The organism is Chryseobacterium luteum, assembly GCF_000737785.1.
Taxonomy (GTDB): Bacteria; Bacteroidota; Bacteroidia; order Flavobacteriales; family Weeksellaceae; genus Chryseobacterium; species Chryseobacterium luteum.
This window is the reverse complement of record NZ_JPRO01000001.1, coordinates 169,191-191,228: the sequence shown is the minus strand read 5'-3', so window position 1 is coordinate 191,228 and position 22,038 is coordinate 169,191. Positions and strand designations below refer to the sequence as shown.

Here is a 22,038-nt window from a genome sequence, read left to right as displayed (position 1 = left end):
TTAACGGGATGAAAAGAGAATGGGCAGGCTGAATGGCAATAAAAAAAGGACTATTTAAAAATAGTCCTGTATACTGTTAAGATGTATTAAATTAAGAGTGCCCGAAACCGATGTTTCCTTTTTTGTCTGAAAGATTCTTTTTGAAGTCAATCATTCTTAAAGCGGTTACGGCTGCTTCTACGCCTTTGTTTCCTAAATCTCCACCGCTTCTTGCAATGGATTGTTCTTTGGTGTCGTCTGTCAGCACACAGAAAACAGTAGGGGTATCCGTTAAAATATTACAGTCCTTAATTCCCTGTGCCACGGCTGAGCATACAAAATCAAAGTGAGGGGTCTCTCCGCGGATCACACATCCGATAGCAATGACGGCATCATATTTCCTTTCTTTGCAAAGCTGCATGCTTGCATAGTTCAGCTCAAAAGCGCCAGGAACCGGGAATAGTCTTATGTTTTCTGGTTTTACGCCTTCTTTTTCAAGGATTTCAAGGGCTGCATCACGAAGATTGTACGTTACAAAATCATTCCACTCAGAAAAAACAATGCCGATAGAAAAATCTTCGGCATTTGTTATATGAAGTGGCTTGTAATCGGAAAGATTAACTGTTGCCATTTTTTAAAAGTATTTAGTCATTTCAATATAAGAATCAGACATTCCGTTGTCATAGTCTTGATATTTCTCGCTAATTGCAGAGAAGTATTTTTTAGCTTCTGCATTTTTCTTTAATCCTAATGACAGAATACCTGCTTTTCTTGTGAAATAATAAGTGGTATAAGGATCGTCAGAAGCAGATGATGCTTTGTCCAGTAAAGAAAGAGCTTCATCATTTTTGTTAAGACCTGATTTTGCATCTGCCATAGCACCATATTTCAATGCCATTAATGTTTTGTTATCAGATGAAAATTTATCTAAAAGATCGTAAGCTTCCTGGAATTTCCCTTCTTTGAATTTTAATAAACCTGCATTGTAAGCAGAAAGTTCACCAATCTTCGTGTTTGAATATTCGTTATATGTTCCTACAAAGCCCGGATTGGCTGCAGATTTGCCGCCTAAAGCTTCTTTGTCTTTACCTTCGGTCTGTTTTTTCTGAGCAGCTAGGAAACTTTTTACAGCTTCAACGTTCTTAGGAGCCACTACAAACTGTTTGTAAGCAAAGAACCCTAAAACACCCAAAATCAATACCCCGAATACAATACCTAATTGCTTTGAATATTTCTCAATGAATCTTTCAGTGTTTAAAGCCTCTCTGTCAAGGTCTTTAAAGAACTCAACCGTTTCTTTACCTTCTTGCTCGTTTTGAGCATTCTTTCCCAATTTTGCCATAAATTTTTAAAAATTGAAATGCAAATTTAATTGTTTCTGAATGATTTACAAAATACTTTGACAGTATTATTGTGAAAATGTTGTGAGCTGTCAAATATCAATGACAAAAACGCTTCAACTTCATTCAGAATGATATCTCTAATGCTCTCTTCCTTTACCTGAATTGATAAAACGGAATTTTAAACCTGTTGCATTAAGCCAGGTCGAGCATTTTTATAATAAATCCTAATATTCAAGAATACTGTATACTTCTGCTCCGAATTTTTTCAGCCTTTCGGTACCATTGAGGTCTTTCAGGCCAATAAGGAAACTGAACTGCGCTACTGCTGCCCCCTGTTTTTCTACAAGTTTAGCTGCAGCTTCTGTGGTTCCGCCGGTTGCAAGAAGGTCATCATGGATCAGGATTCGCTGTCCTTTTTTGATCTGTCCTTCCCTGGTTTCTATTTCAGCGCTTCCGTATTCAAGGTCATATTTTTCTGAAATGACCGGAGGAGGAAGTTTTCCTTTTTTACGGATCAGAATGAAAGGAACTTCCAGCGCTACTGCGATGGCAATTCCAAAGAGATAGCCCCGGCTTTCAATTCCGCATACGGCATCTACTTTTCCTTTGCTGAAGGCGGCCATATCTGCAATGACATCTTCGTAAAGCTTCGGATCCAGAAAAATGGGTGAAATATCTTTAAACTGGATTCCCGGAATAGGGAAATCAGGAAAGTTTTCAATTGTTTCTTCCAGTCTTTTGATCAGTTCTTGTGAAGCCATTATGGGTTTATTTTATAGCTGGAAATTTTCCAGTCTCCATTTACATTTTTAAGTCCGAAGGTCACTTTTAAAGAAGTTGTTTTTCCGTTCTTATCCGTTACGTCATATGTTGCGTTTACGCTGGCACCGCCAGGGTTGGCAGCATTGGTGGTGATGTTCTTCACACTTACGTTTTTCACCGATCCAAAACCTGAAGTAGGATTGGAGAACGATTCATAGCTCCCCCAGCTAGGATTGCTGGAAGTATCATAGGCTGCCTTAAGATTTTGAGAGCTTACGTTGTTCAGGAACTTGCTTACTGTATTTTTAGGATCTGCTGCCGGCTGTTTAGGTGCAGCTGGCGTAGCTGAAGACGGATCTGCAGGTGTTGGCGGTGTAGCTGTAGGATTGTTTGGATCGATTACAGCGTTAGGATCTTGTATTACAGAAGTTGAATCGGTTTTAGGTACAGCAGGAACTTTTAAAGCCAGTGGGTTAACGTCAAGCCCGATCTTGGACATTTTGAATGTCTTTGCCGTAGTTTTTACTGAAACGGTAATGTCGATCTTGCTGTCTGCCACTTTTGCGGCAGGAATTGAAGCGAATTTTAAATTGAATCCTTTAAAATTATTATCCTGCATCAGGTTTTTAGCTGTAGAAAGTTTTACCCCGTTACTGAAGACTTCCAAAGTAGCTTCCAGACCGGCACCGGTAAATGAAACCGGGTTTCCAGCGGCATCTACAAGTCTTGGAATAACCTGAATGGCTGTAGGTGCTCCTGAACCGTCGTCGCCTGTAGGTCTGGTGACAATGCTTAGTGAGCTTGCTTTCACGTCGTTGGCATCGGTCTCTTTGGCTTTATCATCCCCGAAGATATTCATTTCTCCAAGAGAAGGCGGAGTGGTACTGGCCCATTCAATTCCGTTTTTCTGCGCAACCTGGTCTGCCAATGCAAGAATTTCAGGAACTTTTTTTCCGTCAATGAGCTTTCCGAGGGCTTTAAGTTCTTCCACATCACCGTCTGCCTCTACCCCGAATGTCTTTAAAATATAAAGGGCTTCATTGAATTTGATCTGTTTAATTGTTGAAAGGCTTGAAGTCATGTCATTGATACTTGACTGCAGCGTTTTAGTATTCGTAGCATCTACATGATCTTTCCTGCATGCCGTAAATAGCAACAGACTGAGAACAAGTAGAAAAGAAAACTTTTTCATTTTATTTTGTTTATTGCAAATTTAATAAAACCTTTATTAATAGTGAGTTTTTATTTTTCTTTTGTTCGCTTTCAGATCGCGGATCGATATTGCAAATTTAATTTTCAACCTTATTTTGCTGTTCTTTCAAATCATCTTTGAAAAATGAACTGAAGATAGTCTGCATATTCGGGAAGGATGGTTCCTGCCAATACTTGGTTTTGTAGCTACTGTTTTTCTTATCAAATTTCACTTTTTCTATATCGTCGTCATTGCTGAAATTAAGTTCTGTGGGATAAAAGTTATTGTAAAGGATGATCTGGTTGTAATTCGGTTCGCTTTTGTGTTTAAGTTTTATAAAAGTAACTTCATTATATTCAAGGAAATCTTTCAGACTTTTTTCTGACCCTTTTTCAAAAGACATATTGAGTATTGTTCTGATATCAAAGAACCTGAATCCAAATAAAGAAAATTCTTTCTCCTGAAGGGCAGCACCCGTCACTTCTATCTGATCTTTCCGGTCGCCTTTTAATTCTTTGATGGTATTTCTTTTGGTTTTGTATTCTTCAGGATTTCCCACGTTTTTGAGTCTTGGAAGCTGTAAAGAGCCACCGTAATCCCATGCTGAAGTTTCTTTCTTTTCATTTTTGACTTCCAATCTGAAGACTCTATACTGCTCAACATTCGTGCTTTTCAGTTTTTTGGTCTTATTATCGAAAATATAAGTTACGATTCCATCTGCGTAGCCGTTCAGCTTATTGTTCACCGTTACGTAGGCATTAAAATTTCCTTTGATAAGAATATATTTTGCAGGCTTAGTGTTCCTGATGACTACTGTTTCTATTTCTTTAACCTGATCATTGATTTTAATGACATCCTGATTGAGTTCTGAATAGGAGAGAAGGGCAACAGGAAAGTTATTGTAAACCAATTGAAACTTTTCCTGAGCAGGTGATAGGGACTGTTTATCAATTTTACCATCAATATCAGAAAAAGCAAGGATACTCCCGTCTTTTCCGAAGACTGAAACTTTAGGCAGGGGTCTGTTCGTTTGTTCGGAAACGAAAGTTATGGTTTGCGCCTGAATGAGGCTAAACAGGAAAATGAACACAGCGAAGAGCAGATAATGTCTTTTCATGAGATATTTTGTTTATGGTTTACTGAATAATTATGAATCTTTATTATAAGACATACAAAATCTAAAATGGTTGCCTGGAATTTGAAAATATTCACTTTTCTGCATAAAAAAAGACTGATCATTACAATCAGTCTTTAATATTATTTCTGTTACAAGTCCTTAGAAAGGATACTCATAAATTTCAGATTCGTGTAAGAATGGGTTTCCTGTAGGAATCAACTTTAATTTAGATAAAGCGCTTAATACAGTAAACATAAACAATCCTGCTACAAATAGAACAGCTCCTGCTATTAATAGGAATACTTCAGGATTTTTCCAGTAAGGTCCTACCGTTCCCGGCATTACCATATTGAAGTAGTCTAAAAGGTGGCCTAGAATAACCACTACAGCCATTGTTGTTACTACTTTATAGTTTCTCTTGATGCTACTGCTTACTAATACCAATAAAGGTAATAGGAAGTTGATGATCAGCATTGGTAAGAACGTAGGTCCATAGTGCTGGAATCTTCCAAAGAAATAGTTAACTTCTTCCGGAACGTTAGCATACCAGTAAAGCATGAACTGGGCAAACCATGTATATGTCCAAAGCATACTTGTAGCGAAAAGGAATACTCCTAAATCGTGTAGGTGGTTGTCATTGAACTGAGGTAAGAATCCGTTCTTCTTCAGGTAAACACTTAGAAGGATAATCATAGCGATTCCACTTGAAAGGCAGCTTACCATTGAATACCAGATATACATTGTAGAATACCAGTGAGGGTCAATAGACATTAACCAGTCCCATGCCCAAGCAGCAGAAGCAAATCCGAAGAATGCAATATATCCTACTGCCCATCTGTAAAGCATCTGATAATCCACTTTAGATTTAGTTTCATCTACTTTCTTAGACTGAGCTTTCAGTTTCCATGCAAAGAAAGAAGCACCTACTACATAAATGATCGTTCTGATAGCATAGAAAGGAATATTTAAGAATCTTTTCTTCTCGAACAGGATCACATCGAAATGTGCAGAATTAGGATCTGTCAATTCGGGATCCATCCAGTGGAACAAGTGGCCATTGTGAGTGATATTCAATATCATCATAATAACCAGAATAGCACCACCATATGGGATATAAGAAGCAATAGCTTCCATTACTCTTGTAATAATAATAGGCCAACCTGCGTGTGCAGCATGCTGAATACAGTAGAAAAACAATACAGCACAACTCACTCCAAAGAAAAAGACAGCTACAAAATGCAGCGATGCCAGAGGCTGGTTGTGAACCTGAAGCTCTGCGTGCTCTAAATGAGACGCATGGTCCTGAGGCCCTACCATTTCACTTGAGTGTGTAGGGGCAGTATGACCGGCAGAATGAACCGCTTCCATCATATGCTCTATTTTCTCAGTAGTCATTCCTTTATTCATAAAGAAACCGATAGCAAATAGAACTAGACCTACAACAAGAAGGATTATAGAAGTTGATTTTAATTTTGGTGAAAAACTATACATTTCTTTTCTTATTTTTTAGTTGCGGTAGTAGTCTCTGTTGTTGCTGCGGCTGGTGTAGCTGCAGCCGTTGTCGCTGCTGCAGGTGCTGCTGCTCCTTTTTTGAAGGCACTCATCACGTACATTGCTACTCTCCATCTGTCACCGGCATTAAGCTGGCCGGCATAAGATCCCATTGCATTTCTACCGTTAGTTAATACATAATGAACAGATCCTACAGTAATCTCTCTGTCGGCATAGTTGGGTACACCGGAGAAAGCTCCGCTTTGCACGATTGGTCCCTGTCCATCACCTCCTACACCATGACATGCTGCACAAGTATGATCAAATAACATTTTTCCTCTTTCAATATCCTTTGCAGCATTTGCCGGATTTAAAGGTGAAGTTGTCATTGTTTTTGATGCATCATAACCAGCATTATATTCGTCTACGTTTTTTGGAAGTAAACTTTCTTCAAAAATGCCATCTTTATTCTGAGCAACACTTCCTTCTACAGGAGAAAGACCGGTTGCACCGTTATTTTTAACAAATGCAGGAATTTCATTTTCATGATCCGAATAGGCATCCTGAGCTTTCATCAATGGATCGTAAGCTACGGGGAAGTACATATCAGGAAAATATACTAATGGTGTATTTTCTTTTGGTCCGCAAGAATTAAGTAAAACCGTTGTTAAACCTAAAACAGCTGTAATTTTTAATACATTCTTTTTCATTTTAAGCATCTTTAACAGTTATTTCTTCAACCCCGGTTTCAATCAGCAACTGTTTTACAGACTCTACGTCATCAGTTACAAATTCCATCAAGAATTTATCATCAGTAGTTCTTGGATCAGGATTCTGAGCCGGAGCTCCCGGATACATTTTGTTTCTGACAAGGAATGTTAGAGACATCATGTGAGCTGCACAGAATACCATTAATTCAAACATTGGAACTACGAATGCAGGCATGTTGTGTGCCCAGTCAAAAGCAGGTTTACCACCAATGTTTTGAGGCCAGTCATGATTCATCACATACCAGGTTACAGTACTCCCGATGGTAACACCATAAAGAGCATAGAAAAAGGCAGCATCAGAAATTCTTGTTTTCTTTAATCCTAAAGCTTTATCAAGTCCGTGAACCGGGAATGGAGTATAAACTTCGTTTATCGCAATTCCTTTATCGTTGAATGCTTTAACGCCGTTCATTAGATCGTCGTCGTCAGCATAAAGTCCGTATACAATTTTAGTGGTGCTCATCTCCTTCTTTTGCTTTATAAGTTTCACCTGAAATTTTCAGAATCGATTTTAATTCAGCCTGTGCAATTACAGGGAACGTTCTTGCGTATAGTAAGAATAATACAGAGAAGAATCCGATCGTTCCTAAGTATACACCCACATCAATGATCGTTGGCTTAAACATAGTCCATGATCCTGGAAGGTAATCTCTCGAAAGGTTGATAACGATGATATCAAAACGCTCGAACCACATACCGATGTTGATGATCAATGCAACGATGAAAGTCCAGATAATATTTGTTCTTAGTCTCTTGAACCAGAATGAAGCCGGAATAATAAGGTTACAAGTAATCAATGCCCAGAAAGCCCACCAGTAAGGTCCAACAGCTGCACCCGGAGAAAGATATGTAAAGTCTTCAAATCTTGATCCTGAGTACCATCCGATGAAATATTCAGTGGCATAAGCTACAGTTACCATACCACCTGTTAAGATAATTACGATGTTCATAATTTCAATATGATACATTGTAATATAATCTTCTAAGTGACAAACTTTTCTTGCAATTAACAATAGTGTCTGTACCATTGCGAATCCTGAGAAGATCGCACCCGCAACGAAGTAAGGAGGATAGATTGTAGAGTGCCATCCTTTAATAACCGAAGTTGCGAAGTCAAAAGATACCGTAGTGTGTACTGAGAATACAAGTGGAGTTGCCAAACCTGCAAGAACCAAAGAAAGCTCTTCGAATCTCTGCCAGTGTTTTGCTTTACCACCCCAACCGAAAGCAAGGAATGTATAAATTTTCTTAGTCCAAGGAGTTTTAGCTCTATCTCTGATCATTGCAAAGTCAGGGATTAGCCCCATGAACCAGAATACAGTTGATACTGAGAAATACGTAGAGATTGCAAATACGTCCCAAAGTAGAGGCGAGTTAAAGTTCCCCCAAAGAGAACCGAACTGGTTAGGTAATGGGAATACCCAATATCCTACCCAAACTCTACCCATGTGGATTACAGGGAAGATGGCTGCCTGTACAACTGCGAAGATCGTCATCGCTTCCGCTGAACGGTTTACAGACATTCTCCAACGCTGTCTAAATAATAATAATACTGCGGAGATTAGGGTCCCGGCGTGACCGATACCTACCCACCATACGAAGTTGGTAATATCCCAACCCCAGTTAATAGTTCTGTTAAGCCCCCATGCTCCAATACCTGTCCCGATAGTATAAGCGATACAGCCAAATCCGTAGATGAATAGAACTAAGGCTGCATACAGTGAAATCCACCATAGTTTACCTGCTCTTTCTTCGATAGGTCGTGCAATATCTTCTGTGATATCGTGATAAGTTTTGTGACCAATAATTAGAGGTTCCCTTATCGGAGCTTCGTAATGTCCTGACATTTTTTACCTATTTATTATTTAAACTTTATTTTTCTACTCTGTTTCTTACTTTAGTGTGATAGAACACGTTTGGTTTTGTGCCGATCTCCTCAAGTAAATAATATCTTCTGTTGCTGGAATATAATTCTCTCACTTCAGATTCTTTGTCATTCATGTCTCCGAACGTCATTGCTCCGGTAGAACAAGCAGCAGCACAAGCACAAGAATTTTTAAATTCGTTGTCTGTTACTTTTCTGTTCTCTCTCTTAGCTGCTAAAATAGTAGCCTGAGTTTCCTGGATACACATTGAACATTTCTCCATTACCCCTCTGGTTCTTACCACTACATCCGGGTTAAGTACCATTCTTCCAAGATCGTTGTTCATGTTGAAATCGAACTTGTCATTCAGGTTATACGTAAACCAGTTGAAACGTCTTACTTTGTACGGACAGTTGTTTGCACAATATCTGGTACCGATACATCTGTTGTAAGCCATGTGATTCTGACCCTGCTTACCGTGTGAAGTAGCCGCTACCGGACATACCGTTTCACAAGGAGCGTGGTTACAGTGCTGGCACATTACCGGCTGGAAGATTACATCAGGATTATCTGCAGGGTGGTTTAATGCACCTCCGTCTCCGAATGCTGTACCGTACAATTCCGGTACTGCCATTCCTTCTTTCAATCCTTCGTATACTTCTACTTTCTGTCTTGAAGAATAGTAACGGTCAATTCTTAACCAATACATATCTCTGGACATTCTGATCTCTTCTTTACCTACTACAGGAACGTTGTTTTCTGCCTGACAAGCAATGATACATGCTCCACAGCCAGTACAAGAGTTCAGGTCGATTGATAAGTTGAAGTGAGGTCCGTCCGTGTCATCGAAAGCATCCCAAAGGTCAATCTTTCTTGCCGGAAGAGCTCCACTGATCGTGTGATATTCCAAAGGCTTGTTCCATCCTTTATGCTCATCATCAAATGCTACGTTTAAGAATTCAGCCAAAGGAACTTCCTTAGCAATTTCGTAACGTCCCATCAATGTATTCTGAAGCTGGATACCTGCAAATTCGTGGTCTTCTCCTGTTTTTTCGATTTTAACTCCTGAAACAGTTAAGTTAGAACCGTCAAATAACGGATAAGCGTTTACTCCGGTATCAGCAGTAGTCCCTGAATTTTTCTTACCGTATCCAAGCGCAAGACCAACTGATCCTTCTGCCTGTCCCGGTTGAATGAAGACAGGAACATCTTTTATTGTTACTCCGTTTACAGTAAGGTTTACGATAGAACCATCCAGCTGCATTCTTGCATTAAGATCGTTGTCAATCGCAAATTTTTCTGCGTCTTTTGGAGAAATAGTCAGATAGTTATCCCAAGACATTCTTGTGATAGGATCCGGTAATTCCTGAAGCCAAGGGTTGTTGGCCTGAGTACCGTCACCCATTGAAGGCTTGGTGTATAATACCAATTCTAGTTCAGAAGCTTTGAAGTTTCCTAATTCAGCAATAGCCTGAGCAGCATTTCCTCCTGAGTAAGATAATGCAGTTGCATTATTTGAAGTAGTGATACCGTTGTATAAAGCTTTGTTGAAAGAAGTAGCCCCTAAGATAGAAGCAGCGCTTCCTTTTAGATAGTCGTAGTAATTATTAGCAGCATTGTTCTTACCGTTTTTCCAAACCAATAGAGATTCTTCAATCTGTCTTGATTTGTAGATCTTCTGGATCGTAGGCTGCATTAATGAATATACTCCGGTCTGAGGTTCGATATCACCCCAAGACTCTAACCAGTTAGCTACTGGAATTACAGCTTTCGCTGCTTTGTACATTTCATTTTTCTTATCAGCCACCGCTACTACACAAGCAACTTTAGCTAAAGATTTTTTGAAATCTTCTCCTTTTGGATGAGAGTAGATAGGGTCTACGTTGTTCGCGATCAATACGCCAACCTGACCTGCATTTACCCATCCTAAGAATTCCTGGTATCTTGCTTTATCAAATTCTTTCAGGAAGTTAGCTTTACCAGTGAAAGCTACTGAACCTAATTTTTGGTTGATTAAGTGTGCTAAAACCTGTGCTCCTTTAGAACCGTCAGCTAAAACAACAGCTTTGCTGCCTTTCGCTTTAAGTTCGTTGGCAATTTCAGTAGCAGTCTTGTCAGAAGTACCACCACCTACGATTGCATTGTAAACTTCAACTAAAGTCTTGTTTACTGCACTTGGCTTTAATCTGTATCTTGAGTCAGAGTTAGCACCAGTTAATGACATGTTGGATTCCACCTGAATGTGTCTCAACATGTTTGGTCCTGGCTTTCTGGCTGCTGCGTAAGATGTTTCTAAGCTTGCTCCGTTGTAATCTCCTAAGAAATCAGCCTGGAAAGAAACTACCAATTCTGAACCTTTAAGATCATAAACAGGTAATGCTCTCTGTCCGAATACTTCCTGAGCTGCATCTAAAGCCGCAGAGTGAGGATAAGCATCATACGTTACAAGTTCAGCGGTAGGATATTTAGTTTTGAATTCAGCAAATAACTTTTTGAAAGTGGGAGAAGGGAAAGAGTGTGACAAAAGCACAATCTTTTTACCTGCTGTATTTGCATCTGCCAAACCTTTAAGAACAAAACTGTCTACTTTGTCGAAAGTTTCGTCTTTGCCATCCAGTTTAGGCTGTTTTACTTTATCGTTATCATAAAGAGAAAGTACACTTGCCTGAGCTCTTGCATTGGTTTTTCCTAAATCGCCCGCTGCCGGGTTCGGATCTATTTTGATAGGTCTTCCTTCACGGGTTTTTACTAAAACGCTGGCGAAGTCGAATCCGTCAAAATAAGTTGAAGCGTAATAATTTGGAACCCCCGGAATAATGTCATGCGGTTTTACCACATAAGGAATCGTTTTGATTACCGGTGCTTCACAGGCAGCCAGTGTTACAGCTGCTGTAGAGAATCCTAATATTTTTAAGAAATCTCTTCTTGAAGTACCGGATCCGTTCTGTTCAGCATCTCCAAGGAAATCCTCTACCGGAATTTCTTCCTGAAACTCTTTCTGAGCCAGCTTGTTGTTCAAAGCCGGGTCTCTAAGTTCATGAATACTTCTAAATTGTATTTTGTTTGAAGCCATTTATACTTCTAATTTTTTAGTTATTAATAATGACATTTACCACACTCAAGACCTCCAATTGCATCTACAGTGATCTTACCGCCATCCTGAGGATATTGTTTTTTCAACTTGTCATGTAGATTCTTGAAGTATTCTTTATTATAACCGTTGTTCATATCAACCTCAGTAGTTCTGTGGCACTCGATACACCATCCCATAGTGAAGTCATTGGCCATCTGAACAACATTCATTGTATCAATTTTTCCGTGACAAGCTTTACATACAACATCAATTTTGTTGTTTGGATTCTTTTTGTTGAAAGAATTGATGATTGCCTGCTCACCCGCTACTACGTGCTGAGAGTGGTTGAAGTACACAAAGTCTGGCATGTTGTGAATTCTTGTCCATTCAACCGGCTGTGTTTTTCCGGTATACTGCTGTTTCGCAGGATCCCAGCCTGTTGCTGCATAGATCTTCTGGATCTCACCGTCGTAGAATGCTTTATCTTTTCCTGGCTCCATGTAATGATCTGCGTTATACTCAGAAATTGTTCTGTGGCAGTTCATACAAACGTTCATGGAAGGAATTTCAGATACTTTTCCGTATTTGGCACTGGAGTGACATAACTGACAGTCAATTTTCTGTTCCCCGGCGTGAATTTTGTGAGAGAAGTAGATAGGCTGTTCCGGCTTATATCCTTTGTAAACACCGATCCACATGATCCAGTTCCAAACTCCATAAGCGGCCAGTAGGGCAAGGATACCCAATGCTGCTTTACCTATGTAGTGGTACTTCTCATAAATTTCGCTGAAAGATTTAACTCTTGTTTCGTTAAGCCCTGCTAAGTCTTCGGATTGACCTAATTTAACCAATTGTCTCAGTTTAATTAAGATCCAAACCAATAGAGCCGCAATAGCCAGAAGTGAAATAATAACTACGCTTGTTGTAGTATTATTTGCCGGAGCTGCCGCCGCACCGTCTGTTGCCGCCGCCTTGTCGTCAGTTTTAGCTGGCTCAGGAGCCGGAGGATTAGTTGTAAAAGCTAAAATATCGTCTATATCCTTGTCTGTAAGATTCGGAAACTGCAACATTTCAGTTTTATTGTACTTTTCGAAAATCTCATTGGCGTATTTATCCCCGGAAGCTCTCAGAGCTTTGTTGTCTTTGATCCACTTGTGAAGCCAATCCTTGTCTACACCGCCTTCTGTCTTTACTCGTTCTACAACCCCTTTCAAAGGTGGCCCTATAACTTGTTTGTCCAGCGCGTGACATGCAGTACAATTCGCTTTGAAAAGTTTCTCTCCGTTTTTAGGATCGCCGTCTTGCCCGTAAATTGAAGCACTGGTTGATAGCAATAAGCCTATCGCGATCAACGTTTGTTTATAATGCTTTCTCCAACTAATCATTTAAATTATCTTATGTTAGTAAAATATTGAACCAATCAATTCCGCAAAAATAATATTTTTAACAGGAATTTAACGGTATATGGAAAAGGGAAAATATCATTTACGTTTAATTTGTATTGATTCTAAATAGCGTTGTTTGGTATAATTTTTTAATTTGTATAAATTTGCGGAAACAAGTTTAAATGAGAAATTTAATCAAAATATTTTCAATAGTATCTTTATTTGGGTTTTATAGTGTTGAAGCCCAGCAGGTTGTTCAGAAAGACACTCTTTCAGGAAATGAGCTAATAATGACTATGGATCCTAAAGTAAAAGCTGCTTTGGAAGGAATCGAAGACAAATGTTCCAGGACAAGTGCTGGTAATCCGGTAAGAGAAAATAATCCGGACAGTGGAATTGTGAGCACTCCTAAGCCTCCGAAGGTCTATGTTCCGAGCAGAGAACTGAGTAATGCGGAAATCTGCCGTAAAAATCCAAGGATTTTAGGATTTAAAATTCAGATCACAACGGTGAAAAGTAACGAAGAGGCCAACGAGGTGAAATCTTATTTCAGAAAAAGATTCCCAAACCTGAAAGTGGAAACGGATGCTTCTTTAAGGCCTAATTATAAAATTTTGGCGGGAAGTTATTTCACAAAACAGAGTGCAGCTGCTGATCTTTCAAAAATAAGAGAATATTTCAAATCAGCGATCGCTGTACAGTATAGAATTTTCTGTGCTGAAGCGAGATAATAAGTATAAAATATTAAAGTAAGGCTGAGAATTCCTCAGCTTTTTTTATTGGTAATAAGCCTCTAAAAACTGGAAGAAATCTACCATTCTGAATAAATTATTTGCGAGTAGAAAGACAAGCAAAATGCCTGTTGTCACTATCAAAAATGATAAGGTTTTAGGCTTTGATCTGTATGTGTAAAATAGCCATCCCAAAAGCAGCGGGTAGACAAAAATAAAGTGACCTCCGTAGATATATGAGGTATGAAGGCCAAACCTCATCATGCAGTGAATCAAAATGTCAATCAAGAATGAACCAGCAATAATCTGTACCAGCTTATTGTTGAAATTTTTAAAATAACTCCACAAAATAAGACTCAATAATATCGTGATAAAGGCATAACAAAACGGTGATGAATAAGGTTCCATTAAAAGACCTTTAAAGTTAAAACCTTTCATATTATGCTTGTCCGTTGTCATAAAACTCGGGAACAAAATACTGCCTCCGAAAAAATACGAAAGCATCATATCCCAATCCGGAATGGATTCTACATTGGAGAATTTTTCATACTGCTGGCTGGTTTTTGAGAATATATTTTCATATTTAAAATCAATTCGCATTAAGTAAAGAAATACAAAACATGCTGTAGTAAGTACCACGCGAAAAACTGTATTCCCCAATTTTTTCCAGCTTCTGAAAAGATCTTTTTCAAATAAAACGGGAATAAAAACTTTAACAAGATTGGTAATTGTAAGGCCGCCAATGGTAATTCCGGCAAGTGTTAAGGCTGATCCGGGTATTTTTTCTTCTTTTTTGAGTTTTACAGCTGCATAATAATTATAAATACTTAGCAAAAGAAGGGTATAGGTGAAATTCTCCGGAGTAAAAGAAAGAAGAATATTGGTAGAGAAAGCCCCGAAAAACAAAATGAGCAGTAAAGAGATCTTTAATGGAAGTCTGATAATGTTATTGAGATATTTGAAAATCTGAACGATACATAAGCTTACTGTTATATTGCTAAGCCATGAGAGGGTAAGCCTAAATGTTGCATCCATTTTTCCGCCTGAAACGAAAAGTGAAAATTCTCTGATCCAGTTGAAAAAGTAATAAGCCAGGGGATGTCTTTCAAAACTGCCGCCGGTCATTACAATTGCTTTATTGTCAAAGCTGAAATACGCATCCCAGGGAATTCTGCTGTCAAAGATAATCCGGTAGTGAAGCGCAATATAGGTGCCTAAGGTTCCGTAACAAATCAGAAAGAACAGAAAGACTGCTGTTTCTGCATAAGAAGCGGGGAATACCTGTTTTAAAATGGCTATGAGTTTTGTTTTAATAAAAGACACGTGTCAATTTTTTACAAAAATAAAATAAAAAAACTCACCGTACCCGGTGAGTTTTAAAATTTATACAGACAATAAATTATTCTTTAATTACTTTTTCTGTAGTTGCTGATCCATCTGCAAATTCAACCTTAACCAAATACATTCCTTTTGGAAGAGAAGAGATATCTATTTTCTCAGATGTTGATCTCATTACTGATTTTCCAGAAAGATCTGATACTGTAGAAGATTTGATCTTTTTATCAGTTTTGATACTGATCTCTCCTTTTGTAGGGTTAGGGTAGATACTTGTTGATTTTGCTTTTGAAGAAGCTTCACTTGTTCCTAACGTACCCGCTAAAACTTTAACATCATCTATTGAAACCCCATCTGCATCAGTTCCTATATAGCGGAATCTAATTTTAACATTTGCCTGTCCAATATATGGTGTTAAACTTACCTGTACAGGGACAATGTTTTGATTATAAAGATCAGTGTCTTCATCTCCATCTCCGTCATCTATAAATCCCGTTTCATCATCTTCAGTCCATAATGTTGTCCACGATGTTCCGCCGTCAGTTGAAATTTGGGCAAGCAAATCTCCAGCATCACTAGCTATCATATAAGAATATCCTACAACTGCTTTAAAAGTTAAAGTTGGAGATGTTGCTCCAACTAAGCTAAAGGAAGGACTAACTAAATTGGCAGTATTTGCTTGAGTAATATAATTAATGCCGGCTGACTTAGTTCCGGAAATCACAAATTCACTGGCCCCAGCTCCAAAAACTACAGGAGTAAAATCCCAAGGTCTTGAAGAGCTTGTGTTTGATCTGGTCCATCCTGTTGGTGGAAATGTTGCACCCTCAAAATTCTCAGATAGTAATGTTTGGGCATCTAAAGAGGCGCCAATGCTACATAAACTTAAAAATAGTAGAAGTTTTTTCATAATCTTTTTATTTTTGTAAATATAACAAAAAAACATTAATGATAAAAAAAATTACCTTAAAACACGTATCAATGATTTATTAATAATTCTAAGAGCTACATGAAAGCATTGAACATCCTGAAGTATCATCATAGTTTGAAGGCCTTTTCACGGAAAACTCAGGGTATAATTCTTCATAAGGATTTTCTAAAGCCCGGATAAGTTTTTCGAATATTTCTGTTTTTCCAATGTTAATTTCTTCAATGCATTGGTAAAGGAGATAATTTCTCAGGGTAAATTTAGGATTTGAATGTCTCATCAGGGATAGTGATTCTTCTTTTGAAATCACATTGGATGATATCCTTTTATCATATTTCTTTATAAAATCTTCCAGCTTTTTTATGTTCTCATCATTTAATACAGAGTAAGAAATATTTTCAAAAAGAGATTTAATATCAGTTTCAGTGCTTAATTTTTCCAGCTGGTTGAAAAATAGAGTGTAATCCAAATGGAGTTCCTGCATAAGTCCCTGCCAGTTGGTGAAAAATTCTTCATCACCGTCCCTTAGTTCATCAAATCCAAATTTTCTGCACAGCATTCTATCATGGGCTTCCCAAAAATAAGTTCCATAATGGTTTAAAGTTTCTTCTAAAAATTTTTCATCCTTGATCAATGGGTGGAGAGCATTGGCAAGCTGCCAAAGATTCCATTGTGAGATCTGCCCCTGTTTTCCAAAGGCATATCTTCTTCCCGGAAGATCCGTTGTATTCGGGGTAAAATTCAGATCATATTCGTCCATCATTGAATAAGGTCCATAGTCTATAGTCAAACCTAAAACAGACATATTATCGGTATTCATTACACCATGAACAAATCCTACCCTGAACCATTCGGTCATAAGATCTGCTGTTCGGGTACATATGCTTTTAAAGAAGTCTCTGTATTTCTGAATACCTTCTGAAGTAACTTCCGGGTAGTAATTTTCAATGGTAAAATCAACAAGATCCTGCAGGGTTTTATATTCTCTCTGGGCAGACATCAGTTCAAAATGTCCGAAGCGTAAAAAACTTTCAGCAGTCCTTATCACTACAGCGCCTTTTTCCAGCTGGGGATTTCCGTTATACATCATATCTCTTACCACATCTTCACCGGTAAAAGCAAGACTTAAAGCTCTGGTTGTAGGAACTCCAAGGTGATACATGGCTTCACTCATCAGATATTCACGTACCGAAGATCTCAACACAGCTCTCCCGTCTGCATGTCTGGAGTAGGGTGTTGCACCTGCGCCTTTCCATTGGATTTCTGTCTTTTTCCCGTCTTTATTGATGATTTCTCCCGCAAGTATGGCTCTTCCGTCTCCAAGCTGTCCTGCCCAGTTCCCAAACTGATGTCCCGCATAAGCCGTTGCGTATGTTTTTACATTTTCCGGCAGGTTGGTTCCTACGAGAAAATCCAGATCTTTTTCTTCATGTTTTCCCAATCCTATCTCTGCGGAAAGTGTTTCATTAAAAGAAATCAGCTTTGGTCCGTCAAAGCCTGCAGGTTTTACGGTGGCAAATAAAACTTTTGGAGTATTTCTCTGCATCGGATTATCGGAAAGGTCTCCTGGAAATATATCGGTAAAAGGCTGTCTGATCTGTTCAATATTCATATATCAAAGGTATTAATTATAAAGAAAAGACCTTCCAAATTATTGAAAGGTCCTGTGTATTTCTAAAAGAGAATTTATTTATTGAAATCTACCTCATCGGTGGAGTGAAGATTGTCATTGATATTTTCTTCTTTCTTTTCTGTATTGTTTTTAGGTGTTGGATCAGCCTGTCTTGGATTTTTGATCTCATCAATGGTCTGAAGCCCTCCGTCATCTCCATATCCTTCACCAAGACCTTTGAGGTTTGAGCATCCGTCTTTCCAGTCTGATGGTCTGGTAAATTTATCGTCAGGGGTAATTCCCAGCGATTTGTCTGCCCATACTTTCTTCATGAAGATAGCCCAGATCGGTAATGCCATTTTTGCTCCCTGGCCTTCGCCGGTTCCCAGAAAGTGGGTTGCTCTGTCTTCCCATCCTACCCAGGCTCCTGTTGCCAGTTTTGGAGTGATTCCCATAAACCAACCGTCAGAGTTGTTCTGTGTAGTACCTGTTTTGGCAGCAATTTCCACTCCTTTTGAGATTCCTCTTCTTCCTAATTCTCCGGAAGCGGTACCGTATTGTGCAACACCTTTCATCAGTTCGATCATGGTGTAGGCATACATTGGGTTCATTACTTCTTTCGGTTCTACATTTACTTCTTTTATAACCCTTCCGTTGGCATCTTCAATCCTCCAGATCATTTCAGGTTTATTGTAGTTTCCGTAGTTGGCGAAAGTACTGTAGGCACCAAGCATCTCATAAATTGTAATATCTGATGAACCTAAAGCAATGGTATTGTTTCTTGGGATATCTTCTGTCACTCCCAGATCTCTTGCCGTCTGGATAACAGCATCTACACCCGTCATTTCAATCAATCTGGCTGCAATCGGGTTCTGAGAGTGTGCAAGACCGTCTTTTAATGTCAGCATTCCTCCTCTTCCCGGAACATTCCATCCGTTATGACTGTAAGAAGCGTTAGAAACAGTTGAACAAGGTGTCATTCCCAGTTTCATAATAGCGGTAGCATATACGAAAGGCTTAAAGGTAGATCCTACCTGTCTTTTACCTTGTTTGATATGGTCATACTGGAAGTGCTGCCAGTCTATACCGCCTACCCATGCTTTGATCTCACCACTTCCCGGAACCATTGACATCAAGCCTGCCTGAGCGATCTGCTTGTGATATCTGATGGAATCCCATGGAGACATTTCCACTTCTTCTTCACCGGCCCATGTGAACCTTGAAGTTTTAATAGGTTTTTTAAACTCCATAATAATGGAATCTTCAGGCATATTGTCTGCCTTTAACAGCTTGTAACGGCCTGTTCTTCTTACGGCCTGCATCATTACATCATTAGCCTGCTTTTTGGTCAGGTAATAGAACGGTCTGTCTTTTCTTCCTCTCTGTTCTGCATCAAATCTTTTCTGTAGATCCGTAAGGTGCTCCTTGATAGACTCTTCTGCGTATTTCTGCATTTTAGAATCCAGGGTTACGTATATCTTTAATCCGTCTTTGTAGAGGTTAAGCTTCTTGCCGGTTTCCTTTTCATAGCCTTCAAGATACCTGTCTATTTCTTTTCTTAAATAAAACTTATAATAGGCGGAATATCCGTCTGTAATATTTTTTATAGGGTGGAAGTCCACTTCAATAGGGGTATTGATGGCTTTTTCATAAGTAGCCTGGTCAATATAACCTGTTTTCTGCATTTGATCCAGCACCACATTTCTCCTTTCCTTCGCTTTTTCAGGATATCTGTAAGGATTATTTTTTCTTGGATTTTCCAGCATTGCTACAAACGTTGCCGCTTCAGGAAGAGTAAGTTCCGAAGTCTTTTTGTTGAAATAAACCTTAGAGGCCATTTCTACACCGTTAGCATTAAAAAGGAAGTCAAACTTATTGAAATACAGGGTAATAATCTCTTCTTTGGTGTATCTTTTTTCAAGGCTCACAGCAACAACCCATTCTTTCAGTTTCTGAAATGCTCTTTCAATTTTATTCTGGGAAGCAGATCCTGTGAACAGAAGCTTGGCAAGCTGTTGGGTAATGGTGGAACCCCCGCCTCGTCCGCCGCCATACACTACGGCTCTGGCAATAGACTGAAGATCGATCCCCGAATGTTCTTTGAAACGTTCATCCTCTTTAGCCTGAAGCGCATAAATAAGGTAGGGCGGAAGATCCTTGTAAACGATAGGTTGTGTTTTTTCTTTTTCAAACTTGCCTAACGTAACACCATCCGATGAAATGATTTCAGAGGCGACATAGATATCAGGGTTTTCAAGCTCCTTTACATCCGGCATTTCTCCAAGAAATCCCTGGGAAACAGCAAAGAAAAGTCCTGAAATACCTAAAACTACAGCAATGAGTGCGATCCAAATGAATCTAACCCATTTTTTCCAAGAGGTATCTTTCTTTTTTTTGGGAGGAAGAGGGAAGGTTTTTCCCGTGTTTCCTGCATTTTGTCTGTTGTCTTCCATTTATGGTTACGGTTTAGCCGTTTCTACTTTTACTCCAACGTCTTCAATTCCCGGAAGGTTGTCATTCCTCATCGCCTGGATCAGGCTGATTTCATACTTTCCCTTTCCCGGAAATTTATAGTTCATTTTATATTGAAATAATGCTTCCTTCGTATCACCAAAACCTGTACCAAGCCATTCTCCGTTTGGTTTTGCCAGTACATAGTTCAGGGTGTCTGTTTCCTTCTTTTTGTTCTGGAGATTGGTGAAATTTACAATAAATCTTATATTGCTGTAAGGGTATGTATTGTTATTTCTTACGACAAATATAATATTTTTAGGATTCTGCGGATCTGAAACTTCAAGATTAAATTTTTGTTCACTTTTCTTATTCCATTTGTTGTTAACGGAATTCATAATGACATTTTCTTCTGAGGAAGAATGACAGCTAAAGAAAAGGATAAGAGGTAATAATCCTGAAATTTTACGCATTTTTATCTTTTTTTGGAGGATATTTCTTTTTAAAATTTTTCTTGTTCGGGTTTTGCTGTTTTTTCTCAGGATCAGAAGTTGCATCGGGTTTTTCCGTTTGCGCTTTTGGCTGCGGTTTAGGCTGTGGCTTTTGCTGCTGTCTTGGCTGATTTCCGGTGTTAGCATTAGGGTTTTCTGATCTCTCGGGCCTGTCAGGTCTCTCAGATCTTTCAGTTCTTTCCGGTCTGTTTTTCTTTGGTGCCTGTCCTTGCCCTTGTTGTCCCTGGGGCTGTCCGCCGTTGTTTGGCCTGTTCTGGTTTCTGTTCCTGTTGTTGCCTCTGTTTTTCTTTTCGAATCTGTCCATATTGTTTTCCTGGATCAGGTCGATAGTATGGATAGGGGTGTCAGGCTGTTTAAGGTCTTCTAAAGGAAGGGTTTTTTCGCCTTTTTTATTTTTGGCTATTAATTTCTTAACGAGTTCAATATCAAAATCATACCATGCCATAGAACTGTCTACATAAGCAAACCACATTTTCTTTTTGAAAACGTCTATTTTGATACAGAATGCTCTTCCTTTTTCTGTGTCCAGGGTGGTTGAAGAGGAAGGGAAGTTGCTCAATGCATCAAGATAGCTGTCAAGTTCGTAATTAAGACAGCATTTTAATTTACCGCATTGTCCTGCAAGCTTTTGAGGATTAATGCTTAGCTGCTGGTATCTGGCTACATTCGTATTGACCGATCTGAAATCGGTAAGCCATGTTGAACAGCAGAGTTCTCTTCCGCATGATCCGATACCTCCGACTTTTGCCGCTTCCTGTCTGAAGCCGATCTGTTTCATGTCGATCTTCGTTCTGAAAGCGCCTGCGTATTCCTTTATCAGTTGTCTGAAATCCACACGGTTATCAGCGGTGTAATAAAAGGTGATCTTTGAAGCGTCTCCCTGATATTCTACATCAGTTACCTTCATTTCAAGCCCTATTCTATGGGCAATTTTTCTTGCTTCAAGCTTTACACTGTCTTCTTTTTTTCTTGCTTCCTGCCAAACCTCAAGGTCTTTCTGGTTAGCCTGTCTGTATATTTTAAGTATAGATTCTTCAGGAAATTTTTTCTTTTTCATCTGAATCTTTACTAATTCTCCGGTGAGGCTTACAACGCCTACATCGTGTCCGGGGCTTGATTCTACTGTTACTACGCTACCTATATGTAAAGGAATATTGTTTACATTTTTATAAAACGATTTTCTGTCATTTTTAAATCTAACTTCCACAAGATCGCACCTGTTTGATGCGGGGTTGTTGATGTTAGAAAGCCAGTCGAAAACACTTAATTTATAACTATTACCACAGGTATTTACACTTTCACAACCATTCGCGGTTTTTTTTGGTCCGCAAGAATGGGCAGAATCGCCGGATGTTTTGCATCCACAACTCATATAACTATTTTTTATAATCTTGCAAATTTATGTAAATTTATCTTTATGCAATTCTAAAATACCTAAATATTCAATATCGCTGTTGTTTAACATTAAACGTGAAAAATATACCCTTAGTTA

Annotated in this window: 18 protein-coding genes; 1 reads left to right on the top strand and 17 read right to left on the bottom strand. The window is 38.8% G+C overall.

Annotated features, from left to right (window positions below):
• Positions 1 to 91 precede the first annotated feature (91 nt).
• The 11 genes from ribH to IX38_RS00740 form a co-directional block, all read right to left on the bottom strand.
• Positions 92 to 610, bottom strand: coding sequence for a 6,7-dimethyl-8-ribityllumazine synthase (gene ribH / locus IX38_RS00790; RefSeq protein ID WP_034700949.1), 519 nt, complete (start codon positions 608 to 610; stop codon positions 92 to 94).
• Between the two features lie 3 nt (positions 611 to 613).
• Positions 614 to 1,321 (bottom strand): YfgM family protein, encoded by a 708-nt coding sequence (locus IX38_RS00785; RefSeq protein WP_034700947.1) that lies wholly within the window; start codon positions 1,319 to 1,321, stop codon positions 614 to 616.
• A gap of 225 nt (positions 1,322 to 1,546) precedes the next feature.
• On the bottom strand, positions 1,547 to 2,083 hold the full coding sequence (locus IX38_RS00780; RefSeq protein WP_034700945.1) for an adenine phosphoribosyltransferase: 537 nt from the start codon (positions 2,081 to 2,083) through the stop codon (positions 1,547 to 1,549).
• Positions 2,083 to 3,276: an NTF2-like transpeptidase gene (locus IX38_RS00775; RefSeq protein WP_034700943.1), complete on the bottom strand. Its 1,194-nt coding sequence runs from the start codon at positions 3,274 to 3,276 to the stop codon at positions 2,083 to 2,085. Before IX38_RS00775 ends, IX38_RS00780 begins: the two co-directional genes overlap by 1 nt.
• 97 nt (positions 3,277 to 3,373) lie before the next feature.
• Positions 3,374 to 4,393, bottom strand: coding sequence for a hypothetical protein (locus IX38_RS00770; RefSeq protein WP_034700941.1), 1,020 nt, complete (start codon positions 4,391 to 4,393; stop codon positions 3,374 to 3,376).
• 159 nt (positions 4,394 to 4,552) lie between these two features.
• Entirely contained in the window at positions 4,553 to 5,884 is a 1,332-nt protein-coding gene (locus IX38_RS00765; RefSeq protein WP_034700939.1) for a hypothetical protein, read from the bottom strand.
• 8 nt (positions 5,885 to 5,892) lie between these two features.
• A complete protein-coding gene (locus IX38_RS00760) occupies positions 5,893 to 6,603 on the bottom strand; it encodes a c-type cytochrome (RefSeq protein WP_034700937.1) in 711 nt (236 codons plus the stop codon).
• Entirely contained in the window at positions 6,596 to 7,117 is a 522-nt protein-coding gene (locus IX38_RS00755) for a DUF3341 domain-containing protein (RefSeq protein ID WP_034700935.1), read from the bottom strand. The genes IX38_RS00760 and IX38_RS00755 overlap by 8 nt, the downstream gene beginning before the upstream one ends.
• Positions 7,104 to 8,501, bottom strand: a complete 1,398-nt coding sequence (gene nrfD / locus IX38_RS00750) for an NrfD/PsrC family molybdoenzyme membrane anchor subunit (protein WP_034700933.1) — start codon at positions 8,499 to 8,501, stop codon at positions 7,104 to 7,106. The genes IX38_RS00755 and nrfD overlap by 14 nt, the downstream gene beginning before the upstream one ends.
• A 25-nt stretch (positions 8,502 to 8,526) precedes the next feature.
• Positions 8,527 to 11,592 (bottom strand): TAT-variant-translocated molybdopterin oxidoreductase, encoded by a 3,066-nt coding sequence (locus IX38_RS00745; RefSeq protein ID WP_034700931.1) that lies wholly within the window; start codon positions 11,590 to 11,592, stop codon positions 8,527 to 8,529.
• Between the two features lie 23 nt (positions 11,593 to 11,615).
• Positions 11,616 to 12,977: a c-type cytochrome gene (locus tag IX38_RS00740; protein WP_034700930.1), complete on the bottom strand. Its 1,362-nt coding sequence runs from the start codon at positions 12,975 to 12,977 to the stop codon at positions 11,616 to 11,618.
• A gap of 182 nt (positions 12,978 to 13,159) precedes the next feature.
• Between IX38_RS00740 and IX38_RS00735 the strand changes: the two genes are divergently transcribed.
• Complete coding sequence (locus IX38_RS00735; RefSeq protein ID WP_034700928.1) at positions 13,160 to 13,708, top strand: SPOR domain-containing protein; 549 nt, start codon at positions 13,160 to 13,162, stop codon at positions 13,706 to 13,708.
• 45 nt (positions 13,709 to 13,753) lie between these two features.
• Here the strand turns inward: IX38_RS00735 and IX38_RS00730 are convergent, their stop codons facing one another.
• The 6 genes from IX38_RS00730 to IX38_RS00700 all read right to left on the bottom strand — a co-directional run bounded on the left by IX38_RS00730 (position 13,754) and on the right by IX38_RS00700 (position 21,918).
• A complete protein-coding gene (locus IX38_RS00730; RefSeq protein ID WP_228377889.1) occupies positions 13,754 to 15,031 on the bottom strand; it encodes a DUF6080 domain-containing protein in 1,278 nt (425 codons plus the stop codon).
• Between the two features lie 76 nt (positions 15,032 to 15,107).
• On the bottom strand, positions 15,108 to 15,953 hold the full coding sequence (locus IX38_RS22240) for a T9SS-dependent choice-of-anchor J family protein (RefSeq protein ID WP_165570682.1): 846 nt from the start codon (positions 15,951 to 15,953) through the stop codon (positions 15,108 to 15,110).
• An 88-nt stretch (positions 15,954 to 16,041) separates the two neighbouring features.
• Entirely contained in the window at positions 16,042 to 17,583 is a 1,542-nt protein-coding gene (locus tag IX38_RS00715; protein WP_034700922.1) for a protein adenylyltransferase SelO, read from the bottom strand.
• A 74-nt stretch (positions 17,584 to 17,657) separates the two neighbouring features.
• Positions 17,658 to 20,036, bottom strand: a complete 2,379-nt coding sequence (locus IX38_RS00710) for a transglycosylase domain-containing protein (protein ID WP_034700920.1) — start codon at positions 20,034 to 20,036, stop codon at positions 17,658 to 17,660.
• Between the two features lie 6 nt (positions 20,037 to 20,042).
• Positions 20,043 to 20,507, bottom strand: a complete 465-nt coding sequence (locus tag IX38_RS00705) for a gliding motility lipoprotein GldH (RefSeq protein ID WP_034700919.1) — start codon at positions 20,505 to 20,507, stop codon at positions 20,043 to 20,045.
• Positions 20,500 to 21,918 (bottom strand): PSP1 domain-containing protein, encoded by a 1,419-nt coding sequence (locus tag IX38_RS00700; protein ID WP_034700918.1) that lies wholly within the window; start codon positions 21,916 to 21,918, stop codon positions 20,500 to 20,502. Before IX38_RS00700 ends, IX38_RS00705 begins: the two co-directional genes overlap by 8 nt.
• Between the last annotated feature and the right edge of the window lie 120 nt (positions 21,919 to 22,038).